The 14,431-nt window shown below is 44.2% G+C and carries 14 protein-coding genes; all 14 read right to left on the bottom strand.

Annotated features, from left to right (window positions below; translation table 11 throughout):
* Positions 1-3 precede the first annotated feature (3 nt).
* Positions 4-2,178, bottom strand: coding sequence for a bifunctional diguanylate cyclase/phosphodiesterase (locus tag B0H99_RS06510; protein ID WP_106532848.1), 2,175 nt, complete (start codon positions 2,176-2,178; stop codon positions 4-6).
* A 91-nt stretch (positions 2,179-2,269) separates the two neighbouring features.
* A complete protein-coding gene (gene glyA / locus B0H99_RS06505) occupies positions 2,270-3,505 on the bottom strand; it encodes a serine hydroxymethyltransferase (protein WP_106532847.1) in 1,236 nt (411 codons plus the stop codon).
* Positions 3,492-4,076 carry a TIGR01440 family protein gene (locus tag B0H99_RS06500; RefSeq protein WP_106532846.1) on the bottom strand — a complete coding sequence of 195 codons (585 nt, stop codon included), beginning with the start codon at positions 4,074-4,076 and terminating at the stop codon, positions 3,492-3,494. Before B0H99_RS06500 ends, glyA begins: the two co-directional genes overlap by 14 nt.
* A 14-nt stretch (positions 4,077-4,090) precedes the next feature.
* On the bottom strand, positions 4,091-4,528 hold the full coding sequence (gene rpiB / locus B0H99_RS06495) for a ribose 5-phosphate isomerase B (protein WP_106532845.1): 438 nt from the start codon (positions 4,526-4,528) through the stop codon (positions 4,091-4,093).
* Positions 4,529-4,721: 193 nt separating this feature from the next.
* Positions 4,722-5,156 carry a low molecular weight protein arginine phosphatase gene (locus B0H99_RS06490; protein ID WP_181313589.1) on the bottom strand — a complete coding sequence of 145 codons (435 nt, stop codon included), beginning with the start codon at positions 5,154-5,156 and terminating at the stop codon, positions 4,722-4,724.
* A gap of 23 nt (positions 5,157-5,179) precedes the next feature.
* Positions 5,180-6,172: an L-threonylcarbamoyladenylate synthase gene (locus B0H99_RS06485; RefSeq protein WP_106532844.1), complete on the bottom strand. Its 993-nt coding sequence runs from the start codon at positions 6,170-6,172 to the stop codon at positions 5,180-5,182.
* Between the two features lie 87 nt (positions 6,173-6,259).
* Positions 6,260-7,117, bottom strand: a complete 858-nt coding sequence (gene prmC / locus B0H99_RS06480; RefSeq protein ID WP_106532843.1) for a peptide chain release factor N(5)-glutamine methyltransferase — start codon at positions 7,115-7,117, stop codon at positions 6,260-6,262.
* Complete coding sequence (gene prfA / locus B0H99_RS06475; RefSeq protein ID WP_106532842.1) at positions 7,110-8,183, bottom strand: peptide chain release factor 1; 1,074 nt, start codon at positions 8,181-8,183, stop codon at positions 7,110-7,112. The genes prmC and prfA overlap by 8 nt, the downstream gene beginning before the upstream one ends.
* A 378-nt stretch (positions 8,184-8,561) precedes the next feature.
* Complete coding sequence (locus tag B0H99_RS06470) at positions 8,562-9,155, bottom strand: thymidine kinase (protein WP_106532841.1); 594 nt, start codon at positions 9,153-9,155, stop codon at positions 8,562-8,564.
* A gap of 269 nt (positions 9,156-9,424) precedes the next feature.
* On the bottom strand, positions 9,425-9,640 hold the full coding sequence (gene rpmE / locus B0H99_RS06465) for a 50S ribosomal protein L31 (protein WP_106532840.1): 216 nt from the start codon (positions 9,638-9,640) through the stop codon (positions 9,425-9,427).
* Positions 9,641-9,794: 154 nt separating this feature from the next.
* Positions 9,795-11,078, bottom strand: a complete 1,284-nt coding sequence (rho, locus tag B0H99_RS06460; protein ID WP_106532839.1) for a transcription termination factor Rho — start codon at positions 11,076-11,078, stop codon at positions 9,795-9,797.
* Between the two features lie 290 nt (positions 11,079-11,368).
* The gene (locus tag B0H99_RS06455) at positions 11,369-12,667 is read right to left on the bottom strand and encodes a UDP-N-acetylglucosamine 1-carboxyvinyltransferase (RefSeq protein WP_106532838.1); all 1,299 of its coding nucleotides are present in this window, start codon (positions 12,665-12,667) and stop codon (positions 11,369-11,371) included.
* A 116-nt stretch (positions 12,668-12,783) separates the two neighbouring features.
* Positions 12,784-13,434, bottom strand: a complete 651-nt coding sequence (gene fsa, locus B0H99_RS06450) for a fructose-6-phosphate aldolase (protein ID WP_106532837.1) — start codon at positions 13,432-13,434, stop codon at positions 12,784-12,786.
* Between the two features lie 106 nt (positions 13,435-13,540).
* A complete protein-coding gene (locus tag B0H99_RS06445; RefSeq protein ID WP_106532836.1) occupies positions 13,541-14,398 on the bottom strand; it encodes a class II fructose-bisphosphate aldolase in 858 nt (285 codons plus the stop codon).
* Positions 14,399-14,431 lie beyond the last annotated feature (33 nt).

The raw sequence follows: 14,431 nt of genomic DNA, 5'->3' as shown, positions 1-14,431 counted from the left end.
GGTTTACAACAGGCGTGCTTCATCAAGAGGCATCGGCCGGTAAAACAAATAACCTTGCCCGACCTTGCAGCCGAGTGTCCGTAAAACTTTCCGTTGGCTTTCAGTTTCGATGCCTTCGGCTACTGCCAATAAATTCAGGTTTTCTGCCAACTGGATAATTGTTCGGACAATAGCGAGTGTCGTCGGTTCATCCATATTGGAAATAAACGAGCGATCGATTTTGATTTCGCTGACCGGCAGCTTTTGTAAATAGCTGAGCGATGAATAACCGGTGCCGAAATCATCCACTGAACTGGCGAAACCAAACATTTCCAACTGCTTGAACACTTTATGAGCTGTTTCGATATCGACAAAGCCGATGCGTTCTGTGATTTCCAATTGAATCCAGCGGTGCTCGATGCCGTACTCAGCCATAGTGTCCACTAAGTGGGGAACAAACGAATGATGGAAGAAATGATCGGACGATACATTGATAGCCACTTGATACATCTGCGCGCCTTGATCTCTTCTGCTTTTTAGCCATACAAGCACACGTTTTAGAACAGCTTGTTCCAACAAACGAATTTTGCCATTTTTTTCTGCTGCTGGAATAAAAACATCCGGAGCGATAGTGCCAAGTTCTGGGGAGTTCCAGCGCGCCAATGCTTCAAAGCTTAAGACTTTGCCTGTCTCCAAGTCCACTTTCGGCTGAAGGTGAACCCCGATTTCCTCTCGGCGCAAGGCCGCCGTCAATTCATTGGCAATCCGTAAATCTTTCATCATAAATTCGTCGTGCTCATTTTCGTAGTAACAGAAAGATTCTCCTGCCCGAAGCTTCGCTTTGGATAACGCACTGTCCGCGTAACGGATCAATTCATCAGCGTCCTGCTGTTTTGGCGTAATGATAGCCACACCCATTTTCAGCGTGGCAAATAGCTCCAAGTCCCGGACGATAACAGGTTCTATCGTTGTTTGATTGATCAAATCCAAATAATCAGGAATTTTAGCTAGCGGTGTTTTACTGAATAAAGCAATGGTGGAACCTGAAAACCGTGCAATAAGCGGCTCATGAGGCATGCGGATTCGGGCAAAGCGCTTTCCCAGTTCCGCAATCATCTTATCCCCTGCCCCGTGGCCGTATTGATCCACCACTTTAATGTATTCACCGGCGGAAATGAAAGCGATAAACCCTTCATCTTTTTCTTTAAGAAGTTCCATCAGCTCATTTTTAAAATAGTGGCGATTTGGCAATTCGGTTTCTTTGTCTGTATAAGCCAGCTTTAAAATTTCAACTTGTTGTTGGGAATATTTCACTGTGAGCGCTAAAATAGAGGCAATCTGTTTAAGAAACTCTTTCTCTTTTCCACTCGGTTCCACAGGCAAAGGAAAATAAACGACGAACGTTCCGATAACTTCCTTAGCAGCATCCAAAATCGGGATGGACCAACTTGCCACCAAATCAAACTTTTCTACAACATTTTGGTAATTGCGCCACAAAAAGTCGGTTTTCATATCAGTAACAAAATACGATTCTTTTGAATAAATGGCTGGACCACAAGTTGCCGTTGTCTTTTCTACAGGAGTGCCATTCACTGCTTTATGAAATTCTTTTGGCATTGAATTTCCAGCACCTACATGTAAACGATTATTTTCATCTATCAGCATGATTGTGCATCTTGTGTTTTCTTGAAAAAAAGATTCTGCCGTATCGCAGGCTTTTTGTAAGAGCATGCTTAGCATATGACCTTGTTCAATACCGATATATGTTTCCTGCTGCAACTTTATAAGGGCATCCGACCGCTTTCGATCTGTGATATCGCGCTGCAACATAAGCGTCAGCTGCAGATTTCTTTCAGGAAACAGCAAAGGTTGGATGGTGATTTCGTTCCAAAAAGGAGTGCCGTTCTTTCTATAATTAACGATTTCGAAGACACCCGATTCTCGAGATTCCGCACAATCTCTAATTTCGCGGCTAACTTTCATATCTGTGTTGCTGCCATGCAAAAAGCGGCCGTTCTCTCCAAGAACTTCCTCTTCCGTATAACCGATCATGTTATAAAAAGCTTGATTTGCGAAGACAATGGGATGATCATCTTTTTCTGTATTTACGACCAGAAAACCAGTATGGAACTCGACTCCAATACGGCGCAGCCAATCCATGATTATTTTTTTTTCTTTTTTTAGTTCATGTGTGTGCATGCGCTGCACCTCTTTCGCCTATGTAGTCGTAAAAAAATACAGCTGCGCAATGCGTACAATGGCAGCTGCACTTTTATCTTAGTCTATTACCTTATTTGTACAAAGGAAAACCTGCGGTCAGTTTTGCAGTGCGTGCAGCCGCTTCCTGTTTAACACTATCATCTTCCGGATTTTTTAAAAGCATTGCCATGATGGCTGCAATTTCTTTCATTTCCGGTTCTTTAAAGCCTCGGGATGTAACTGCAGGCGTCCCAAGACGGATACCTGAAGTGACGAATGGACTTTCAGGATCAAATGGAATGGTATTTTTATTTGTCGTAATGCCAACTTCATCTAAAAGATGCTCCGCCACTTTGCCTGTCAGGTTAAGTGAGCGAAGGTCGATCAATAACAAGTGATTGTCTGTCCCGCCCGATACGATCTGAACGCCTTCAGTCATTAGCGCTTCAGCCAATGCTTTTGCATTTTTCACGACTTGATCAATATATGTTTTGAATTCCGGTTCCAGTGCTTCGCCAAATGCCACAGCTTTTGCTGCAATCACATGCATTAATGGCCCACCTTGGATACCTGGAAAAATGGTTTTGTCAATTTTCTTTGCAAATTCTTCTGTGCACAAGATCATACCGCCGCGAGGTCCGCGAAGCGTCTTATGAGTTGTAGAAGTGACAAAATGAGCATACGGCACTGGGCTTGGATGCGCGCCAGTTGCTACAAGGCCTGCAATATGCGCCATATCCACCATCAATAACGCGCCAACTTCATCTGCAATTTCACGGAATCTAGCAAAATCAATTGTGCGTGAATAAGCACTCGCTCCTACTACAATTAACTTCGGCTGATGTTCAATTGCAACTTCACGAACAACTTCATAGTCGATCATTTGCGTTTCTTCGCTAACACCGTACTCCACAAAATTATAAGTCATACCGCTAAAGTTTACGCGGCTGCCATGCGTCAAATGCCCACCATGGTTCAAGTTCATGCCAAGCACTGTATCGCCTTGCTTTAAAACTGCTGTGTAGACGGCCATATTAGCCTGAGATCCCGAATGCGGCTGAACATTTGCATGATCCGCGCCAAAAATTTCTTTCAGGCGGTCTCTAGCAATATTTTCTACAACATCCACAAATTCACAACCACCGTAATAGCGTTTGCCTGGGTAACCTTCTGCATATTTATTGGTTAACACTGAGCCTTGGGCATCCATAACTGCTTGTGACACAAAATTTTCCGAGGCAATCAGTTCAATATTTGCTTCCTGCCGTGCTTTTTCTGCTTCCATTGCTTCAAAAACTGCTTGATCCTGTACCTTAATCAATTCCATCCGTATATCCCTCCTGTGATTGAACAAGCTCACGAGTATATCTTGCACGTTCTCCGCCGATCAACTTCGGCCGTGTAGTAGCAGCGGATATAATCGCATCTCCTATTAGTTTAACAGAAGTTCGCACCGGAACCGCTACTCTTTTTAAATGCATGCCAATCATTGTTTGGCCGATATCGATTCCAGCATGAGCTTGAATTTCTTCTACGACAACCGGATCTTTCATATTCATAAAGGCATAGGCGCTCATGGAGCCACCCGCCTTAGCTACCGGAATAACCGTTACCGGTTCCCAGCCGTATTTTTCTGCAGCTTGCCGCTCGACTATCAGAGCGCGGTTAATGTGTTCACAGCCTTGAAAAGCCAAATAGATCTTATGCCGGGCGGCGAATTTTTCAAACGGTTCGAACAAACTTTCTGCAATATCGAGACCACCGCCAGTACCGATGCGTTTTCCTGCTATTTCCGACGTCGAGCAGCCGATCACAAACACTTGGCCTTTTCTGAATTGAATCTGCTGCTCCAGTTCATTTAAAGTTTCTTCCAGCTGTAATTGCCATAAGGTTTGCATCCTGGCCACTCTCCTTAATTTTCTAGATCAGAAACTTTTTGGACGCGTGTTTGGTGTCTGCCGCCTTCGAATTCTACTGTCAGCCATGTTTTTGCAATTTCGCGTGCAAGCCCTGGACCGATGACCCGTTCACCCATTGCCAAAATATTGGAGTTGTTGTGCCCTCTTGTTGCTTTTGCACTGAATACATCATGGACAAGCGCACAGCGAATCCCTTTAACTTTGTTTGCTGCAATCGACATCCCAATGCCTGTTCCGCAGATGAGAATTCCACGATCAAATTCGCCGCTGGCTACACGGTCCGCCACTGGTTTTGCATAGTCAGGATAGTCGACCGAATCGTCAGTGTGCGGGCCGAAATCCTGGTAATCCATCCCGAGTTCGTTTAATAAGTTAACAATCTCTTTGCGCAATACATTTCCGCCGTGGTCTGATGAAATAGCGATTTTCATGAAAAGCCCTCTTTTCTAATCTGTTTAGCTGACAGCACTCTAGGCGCACATCTACTTTTTTTAATTCTATCATTTTTACGCTTAAAAGCCTAGAATGCAAGGTTATAGCCATTTTCATCTTCATAGACCATTTTATACGCAAAAGAAAAAAGCAGGGCTGCCTGTGATCTCACAATCAGCTTCTGCTTTCCCGTTATTCTTTTTCTATTTTATCGACGAGTTTATCAATCAATTGGTTCAGCTCATCAAAGGTTTGTCGGTACGTTGATAAAGAACCGCCATATGGGTCAGAGACATCTTCTCTTGAGCCGTCAACAAATTCCTTTAACGTATAGATTCTGCTGGCCGCTTCAGGATAGCTTTGCATTAAAATATTTCGATGGCCGGCTGTCATGGTTAAAATCAGATTCGCCCATTGCACATCTTCCGGCTTGACCGGTTTAGCCATATGCGAAAATGCAATGTTCTGTTCAGCCAATACAGCTTGGGCATTTTCGGATAAAGGAGCCGCGCCTGCAAAAATACCTGCAGAACGCACTTCAATCCCTGACGATCCTTTCGCAGCCAAAATAGCTTCAGCCATTGGGCTCCGGCAAGTATTTCCAGTACACACAAAGAAAATCTTCATTTTGCACCCCCTTTTTTAAGAGTTCAACTAAACCATTTATGGTCAGCCGCTTTTTCCAGTCGGTTCAAGACAGCAATATCTTTTTCTTTATCAGAGGAAACGGCAGCCAATATAATATCTACATCAATCATATCGCATTTCCGAAGACTGTTATAAAGTGTTTCTGCAGATAATGGAAAATCAAAATCTGCACTTGGAAAATCATGATGGCTTAAAACTGCCACTTTCTTTCCTTCATTATGGATATGAGCAATTGCCCTTTCAATCAATCGGGCATCTTCTTCTATTAGATAAACCGGGGCTTCCGGTGCATAATGCAAGTATTTCATACCTGGGGATTTTGGTGCATTTCCTTTGATATCCGAAGATGACCGGACCATTCCGATAACTTCCTCAATCTGCTCTTTTGTCACTTGCCCTGGCCGCAAAATGCAGGGCGGTTCACATGTCATATCAAGGACAGTCGATTCAATCCCGATTGCTGTGGCTCCTCCGTCCAATACTAAAGGAATCTTTTCATTCATGTCGTGAAAAACGTGCTCAGCCAGAGTCGGACTCGGCTTGCCGCTTGTATTTGCGCTTGGTGCCGCAACCGGCATTTTCAGTTGTTGCAATAGCTTTAATGCTACAGGATGGTCCGGCACCCGAACTCCTACGGTGTCGAGACCTGCTGTTACATTACTGGCAAATGTGTCCGGTTTTGCATTCATTATCAGCGTCAATGCACCTGGCCAAAAAGCGTCCATGCATTTTTCTGCTTTTTGAGTGACGTTCAATACGTATTCAAGAGCCGTTTCTTTCGAATCGACATGGACAATCAACGGATTGTCGGCAGGCCGGCCTTTTGCTTTAAAAATTTTATCGACCGCTTCTGCATTGGTTGCAACTGCCCCTAATCCATAGACTGTCTCCGTCGGAAAAGCAACTACTTCCCCATTCTTCAACATTTCCACAGCTTGTGAATAACTTCCTTCACTGTCAGCATATTTATCCACAAGAATGGTTTTCGTCTCCATGTGAACATCTCCTATTATTCTTGGTTTCTTCGAAGTTATCCCCGGCCAGGGGATAACTTTCATGAATTATCAACATTTTATCCTCAATTAGATGTTAACGCAAAAAACCATTCGGTCTTTTTTGTTGATATCTTTTTTTACATATACATTCGCTTCAGGAAATGCGGCTTTTAACATGTTCTTAACCGCTTCTCCTTGTGCATAACCAATTTCAAAACCGATAATTCCTGGTTTTTTCAACAATTCCGGCAGCTGTTTTACCATTTTCTCGTATAAAGCCAGCCCGTTATTATCCGCAAACAATGCTAAGTGCGGTTCAAAATCGCGGACACTGTCCGATAATTCCGTGGCTTCCGCATATGCGATATAAGGTGGATTGGATAAGATCATATCCCAAGTTTCACCATTCAGCGGCTCCGTTAAATCGCCTTGTAAAAAAGTAACATCCGCTCTTTGGCCCTCGGCATTTTTCTTAGCCATATGCAGGGCTTGATCCGATATGTCTGTGGCCGTAACAGCCGCTTCGGGAATTTCGCATTTCATTGTTACTGCAATAATGCCGCTTCCTGTGCCGATATCAGCAATTTTAATCTTTTTCTCTGGAAAGTAAAGAGCAATTAGCCGCAAAGCTTCTTCAATGAGTTCTTCTGTTTCCGGTCGCGGAATCAATACATGTTCGTTGACCGCGAAACTTCTGCCATAAAATTCCTCGTAACCTGTTAAATGCTGAACCGGGGTCCCTGCAGCATGATGCTCGATCCTTTGCCAATAACGGTTGAATGCGTCCCTATCCATTTCTTCACGCATTGATGCAAGAAGCCCCGCATGCGACAATCCAAGTTCATGCTGGAGAAGAAGACGGGCTACCGCTTCTTCTCTGCCGTTTTCCTTTAAAAAAGAAGAAGCCCCATTAAGGGCCTCGAAAATTAATATTTTATCAGTCATTGTTCAAACTTTCCATTTTCGCAGATTGCTCTTCTACAACAAGCGCTTCAATGATTTCTTCCATCTTGCCTTGCAGAATTTGATCCAACTTTTGGATAGTCAAGCCAATGCGATGGTCGGTTACGCGATTCTGAGGGAAGTTATAAGTCCGAATCCGTTCAGAACGGTCGCCGGTACCTACCGCGGATTTTCTAACAGCATCGTATTCCGCTTGTGCTTCTTGCTGAAACTTGTCATAGACGCGGGCACGCAGCACTTTCATTGCGCTTGCTTTATTTTTGATCTGGGATTTTTCATCCTGGCACGTTACAACCGTATTGGTCGGAATGTGTGTCAAGCGGACAGCAGACATGGTCGTGTTTACCGATTGGCCGCCTGCTCCAGATGAAGCGTACGTATCCACACGTATATCGTTATCGTGTATTTCCACTTCCACTTCTTCCACTTCCGGTAAACAAGCAACGGTTGCAGTAGATGTATGGATGCGTCCGCCCGATTCGGTTTCAGGTACCCGTTGAACACGGTGAGCACCATTTTCATATTTCAACTTTGAATATGCGCCTTTTCCGGTCACCATGAACACCAATTCTTTGAATCCGCCAAGACCCGTTGGATTGGAATCCATGATCGTCACTTTCCAGCCATTTGATTCAGCATAACGGCTATACATGCGGTAAAGGTCGCCTGCAAATAATGCCGCTTCGTCCCCGCCTGCTGCGCCACGAATTTCCATGATGACGTTTTTATCGTCATTTGGGTCTTTCGGAATTAATAAGATATGGAGACGCGCTTCAACTTGCGCCAACTGCGTTTCAAGCTCATTGACTTCTTCTTTAACCATTTCACGCATCTCTGTATCCAATTTATCGTCAAACATTGCTTTCGCATCGTTCAATTGGGAAGTTAAGTCTTTATATTCGCGATAAGCTTCTACCGTTTCTTGCAAATCAGATTGTTCTTTGGAATATTCACGCAGCTTGTTAGTATCGCTGACAATTGCAGGATCACTTAATAATTCGTTTAAGCGGTCATAGCGATCTTCAACAGCCTGTAATCGGTCAAACATGGTTCCACCTCTATTTCTTTTAAGTTCCTTCTATAATAAGTTGACTAATAATCTTTCACTATCGATATTCCATAAAACAGCTGCGCTTGCCGCGGGCGAGCGCCAAGCCTCCTCAGTCGCTTTGCTCCCTGCGGGGTCTCGGCTGTCTCGCTTTCCCGCAGGCGTCTCCGCTGTTTTGCTCCATATCTTAGATAGCACTGTCAAAACGGATAGAGTTTAATGAGCTTACCTAGCGCCGGCGCGTCCAGGGGCTAGGCGGAGCAATGAGACGAGTGGTTTTCTCGGCTCATGGCGGGAGCCATGCCCAAAGCGCCCGAAGCGGTGTATGAAATGATGATTCTTAAGTTCAACTTATACATATTAATATATCCTCATTTATTATTTGGTTATGGTAACGCCCGCAGGCACTTCGTGATGGTGACGGCAGCGCGGTTCGTAAGCTTCTGAAGCCCCTACTAGAATAGTCGGATCGTCTGACCCTGCAGGCCTTCCATCAATCAAACGCTGCGTACGGCTTGCCGGAGATCCGCACACTGTACAGACCGCCTGCAATTTCGTCACTTGCTCGGCAATTGATAAAAGAATCGGCATCGGTCCGAATGGACGTCCGCGGAAGTCTTGGTCAAGTCCCGCTACAATGACCCGGAATCCATGGTTCGCCAATTTTTGGACATTTTCAACCACTTCCTCGTCAAAAAACTGGGCTTCATCGATGGCAATAACGTCGTAATCATCGTTTACGTATTTCCAAATTTCGTTGCTATGTTCAATAGGCATGGCGATAACAGAAGTGCCGTTATGCGAAACGACCGCTTCTTCGCTGTACCGGTTATCAATTTTCGGTTTAAATACCGCAATTTTTTGTTTGGCAAATTGGGTACGGCGGACACGGCGGATCAACTCTTCCGATTTCCCAGAAAACATGCTTCCGCATATCAATTCAACCCATCCAGATTGTTTCATGACGTACATAAGTAGAGACCCCTTTCAAACACTTTTTCAATTTATTCCACTTTAACGTTAAGCGTGTTTTCCGCTAGCCCAGTGGATCATAGCTTTCCATAAAAGCCCAAATGGCGCGACCTGAAATAAAGATTCCAATGAACGCAGTTTTTCTTTATCATACCTAAAATCTTGTGGAAAAACCGCTTTTTATCTCTATGTAAACCACTTTTTTTGCTGATTAAAACGAAAAAAAATACCCACCTTGCGTTTTCGCGCCAGGCAGGTATATTTTTTGATTACTGGTTGATTTCTTCTTTGAGGCCGTATTTTTTGTTGAAACGGTCTACGCGGCCGTCTGCAGAAGCAAATTTTTGGCGTCCAGTGTAGAATGGGTGGCACTCTGAGCAAAGTTCAACATTGATGTTTTCTTTTACAGAGCCCGTTTGGAACGAGTTGCCGCAAGAGCAAGTTACTGTTGCTAATTTGTAATCTGGGTGAATACCTGTTTTCATAGTGTTTTCTCCTCCTGCCCTGAACCATCTGGAACAGAGTTTATTAGTATCTATTTTACCATTGCCTTACACGGCTCTTTAGGCCGTATATGCAATAGCGCTGATTTAATTCACTTGTATAATCTTATCAAATTCCAAAGCAGATTGCAACTATTTAAATCATCTTTTTGCTGTTTCGGTGGGCTTTCATTTCAGTATTCAACTGATCGAAAAACTCTTCGTTCGTCTTTGTTTGGCCAAGCTTTTTCAAGAAGCGCTCCCCGAAATCAGGCGAATCGGAAAACGTATTGCGGATCGCCCACAGTTTATCCAGCTGGGGGCGCTCTATAAGCAACTCTTCTTTACGTGTACCTGAGCGTCGAATATCAAGAGCCGGGAAAACACGGCGTTCTGCAAGGCTGCGATCCAAGTGCAGCTCCATATTGCCAGTGCCTTTAAATTCTTCATATATCACTTCGTCCATCCGGGAACCGGTTTCTACCAAAGCGGTGGCAAGAATCGTCAGGCTTCCGCCTTCTTCTATATTGCGGGCTGCTCCGAAAAAGCGCTTCGGCCGGTGAAACGCTGCTGGATCTATTCCGCCTGATAGTGTACGCCCACTTGGCGGAATAACCAAATTATATGCTCGAGCAAGACGTGTAATGGAATCCATCAAAATAATGACGTCGCGTTTGTGTTCAACTAGGCGCATAGCACGCTCTAAGACAAGTTCGGCCACTTTAACATGGTTTTCCGGAACTTCGTCAAATGTGGATGATACTACATCTGCATCAACTGACCGTTCAATATCAGTCACTTCTTCCGGACGCTCATCAATCAACAGGACAATCAGTTCCGCTTCCGGATGGTTTGTGGTAATCGAATTGGCGATTTCTTTCAATAGCATCGTTTTACCTGCTTTTGGAGGAGCAACAATCAAACCACGCTGCCCAAAACCGACAGGCGCCACAAGATCCATAATCCGTGTCGACAAATGCTTAGGGGTTGTTTCTAAACGGATGTGGCGGTCTGGATAAAGCGGAGTAAGTCCAGGGAAATGGACGCGTTCTTTTGCAACTTCAGGATCTTCCCCGTTTACCGCTTCTACCTGCAACAAACCGAAATAGCGTTCATTTTCTTTCGGCGGACGCACTTTTCCTGATACTTTATCGCCGTTCCGCAAATCGAACCGCCGGATTTGAGAGGCGGAAATATAAATATCTTGCGAACTTGGGGAATAATTGATCGGCCTTAGGAACCCAAAACCTTCTGATGGAATAATTTCCAGTACACCTTCCATAAAGAAAAAGCCTTCTTGTTCGGCGCGCGTTTTCAAAATGGCAAAAATCAATTCTTTTTTCGTTAATTTGCTGTAATTTGTCAGTTTGTATTCTTTTGCTAAAGTGTAAAGCTCTTTTAGCGTCATGTTTTCCAATGAGGAAATTGTTATTGTAGCCATAAGTCAGACACCACTCTTATTTTATAGGATTTAAAAGATGAGGATAGATAAGTTTTGGAAGTTCTTTAAAGAAGGAGCCCGGCAGAACGCCGGACTCAGGAAGTATTATTGTAAATCGTTTGTGAAATCAGTTGTTTGTTGCTGTCTCGCTATTTTGCACCACACGCAATATCAACTTTTACTCATGTAACCAACAAAGTTGGCTTTTCAAAGAGATTACATCGCAGCTCTTCCATTCCTCTTTGAATCTACCTCCGCAATTGTAGCACAGATTCAAAAGCTAATAGAAGTTAGTTTGCATCTTGCGCCGACTTTGAATTCATGCTTGCCACCGGATCGATTGTCTCTCTCCGAATGTCTGCACCAAGTCCTTGCAGCTTTTCAATAATTGCGGAATAACCACGTTCAATATGGTAGATTTCGCGGATTTCCGTCTCGCCTTGTGCCATTAATCCTGCAATGACAAGTGCAGCTCCGGCCCGCAAATCAGACGCTACTACAGTAGCTGCTGTAAGCGGAGTTGGTCCTGTAATGATAGCCGCTCTTCCTTCTACTCTTCCGCTTGCATTCATACGGCGCAATTCGTCGATATGCTTAAAGCGCGCCGAGTAGATGGTGTCGGTAATCATCGAAGAACCTTCCGCCTGCGTCATCAGTACTGAAAACGGCTGTTGCAAATCTGTCGCAAATCCAGGATAGACAAGAGTTTTTACATCAATCGCCTTTAACCCTTTTGATTTCGGAATGTAAATCGATTCCTCGCCTTCTTGAACGTCAACGCCCATTTCACGCAATTTCGCTGTTAATGCTTCCATATGGAAAGGAATAACATTATCAATTGTAATTCCGTCACCAGCAGCGGCTGCCATAATCATGAATGTGCCCGCTTCAATCCGGTCAGGAATAATTGTATGTTTTGTCCCATGCAATTCTTCTACGCCGTCGATGCGGATAATGTTTGTTCCGGCGCCTTTGATCTTCGCTCCCATATTGGTTAGAAGCGTAGCAACATCAATGATTTCAGGTTCTTTCGCAGCATTTTCAATAACCGTTTGCCCTTTGGCTAAAACAGCCGCAAGCATGATATTGATTGTTGCTCCAACGCTGACAACGTCAAGATAAATCTTTGCACCACGCAATTCATCGGCGCGCAAATAAATCGCTCCGTGTTCATTCGTCACTTTTGCGCCGAGCGCCTCAAAGCCTTTGATGTGCTGATCGATCGGGCGGGGCCCAAGGAAGCAGCCTCCTGGAAGGCCGATCGCCGCATGTTTAAATCGGCCAAGCATCGCTCCCATCATATAATAAGAAGCGCGAAGTTTTTTAACATTGCCATTCGGCAAAGGCATGTCGATCATATTGGTCGGATCAATGCTCATGTTTCCATCTTCAAATGTCACTTCTCCGCCAATTTCTTCTAAGATATTTTTCAGTGTCCAGACATCAGAAATCTCTGGCAACCCTTCAATATTTACTGGTGAATTAGCCAATATTGAGGCAGGAATCAATGCTACTGCGCTGTTTTTAGCCCCATTTACTTTGATTGTGCCTGATAAGCGGTTGCCGCCTTTTATTTTATATACGTCCATCAAATCCACTTTCTCCTTTGGTCCCACTTTTCCGGGCAAACGAATGCCTGTAAAAGTTCGATTAGTTAAACTTCGCCAAACAAAGTTATTTGCTTGTTGAAGTTTTACTGAATCCATTACTCGGCAGAGCGTTTTTCCCAATCAGCCAAGAATGCTTCAATTCCTTTGTCAGTCAACGGGTGGTGGAATAATTGTTTTATTACTTTATACGGCATCGTGCCGATATGTGCCCCATTCAACGCAGCTTCAGTAACATGTTGAGGGTGGCGAATCGAAGCAGCAATGATTTCTGCTTTGATGTCATGGATAGCAAAAATAGTTGAAATGGTGGAGATCAAATCCATTCCGTTATGGCCAATATCATCCAGGCGGCCAAGGAAAGGAGAAACGTAAGCCGCTCCAGCGCGAGCCGCCAATAGCGCTTGGTTGGCGTTGAAAATCAGTGTTACATTGACTTTCTTGCCTTCACCAGCTAAAACAGCACAAGCTTTCAAGCCGTCCGGCGTCATCGGCAATTTAACCGTGATATTTGGCGCTAAAGCTGCCAGTTCCCGGCCTTCTTGGATCATGCCTTCTGCGTCGAGTGAAATTACTTCCCCGCTGATCGAACCGTCTACTAGAGCAGCGATTTCTTTCAAGCGGTCATGGAAAGACACGTTCTTTTCTTTTGCGACTAGCGAAGGGTTGGTCGTAACCCCGGAAAGGATGCCCCAAGAGTGGGCTTCTTTGATTTCATCGAAATTAGCTGTATCAATAAAAAACTTCATTGAATCTCCTCCTATAAAATCAATTTCAACTATTCAACTTTGAAAAAAAGAGAAGAGACCTGTCGGACGCTTCTCTTCTTCATCCCATTCATCATGGTAATTTGGTTTATGCTTTGTTTGAACTGCCGAATTCACGCATCTTGCCGATTACTGTCGCTTTGATTGCGTCACGCGCAGGCGTCAAGTATTTGCGTGGGTCGTACATTTCCGAATCTTTAGCCAATGCTTCGCGCACAGCTTTTGCAGAGGCAATCTGGTTTTCAGTATTGACGTTGATTTTCGCTGTGCCTAGAGAAACAGAACGTTGAATATCTTTCAACGGAATTCCAGTGCCTCCGTGCAAAACAAGCGGCACGTCGCAAAGCTGAGAAATTTCTTCCATTTCTTTGAATCCTAAGTTTGGTTCGCCTTTGTAAGGACCATGAACTGAACCTAAAGCCGGAGCTAGGCAGTCAATGCCTGTTTGCTCAACTAATTGCTTGCATTCCTGAGGATCTGCGTAGATTACGCCGTCAGCGATAATATCGTCTTCTTGTCCGCCGACTGTTCCCAATTCAGCTTCAACAGATACACCGTTTTGGTGCGCATATTCTACAACTTGTTTTGTGATTTCTACGTTTTCTTCGAATGAGTGATGGGATGCATCAATCATGACTGAAGTAAAACCAGCGTCAATTGCTTCCTTGCACTTTTCAAAGCTCGAGCCATGGTCCAAGTGAATTGCCACAGGAACTGTGATCTTATAATCATGCATCAAGCCCTTCACCATATGTACTACAGTGGTGAATCCGCCCATATAACGGGCAGCTCCTTCAGATACCCCTAAAATTACCGGAGAACTTTCTTCTTGTGCTGCTTGGAGAATTGCTTGAGTAAACTCAAGGTTATTTAAGTTAAATTGGCCAATTGCATAGCCTTCCTCTTTACCTTTAATCATCATTTCTTTCATTGAAACTAACGCCACACTAAATTCCTCCTAAGCCTAGATAGAATGTAA

Source organism: Planomicrobium soli, from assembly GCF_003014655.1.
Classification (GTDB): Bacteria; Bacillota; Bacilli; order Bacillales_A; family Planococcaceae; genus Planococcus; species Planococcus soli_B.
The sequence above is the reverse complement of the archived record's forward strand: the minus strand, read 5'-3'. Positions and strand labels throughout refer to the sequence as shown.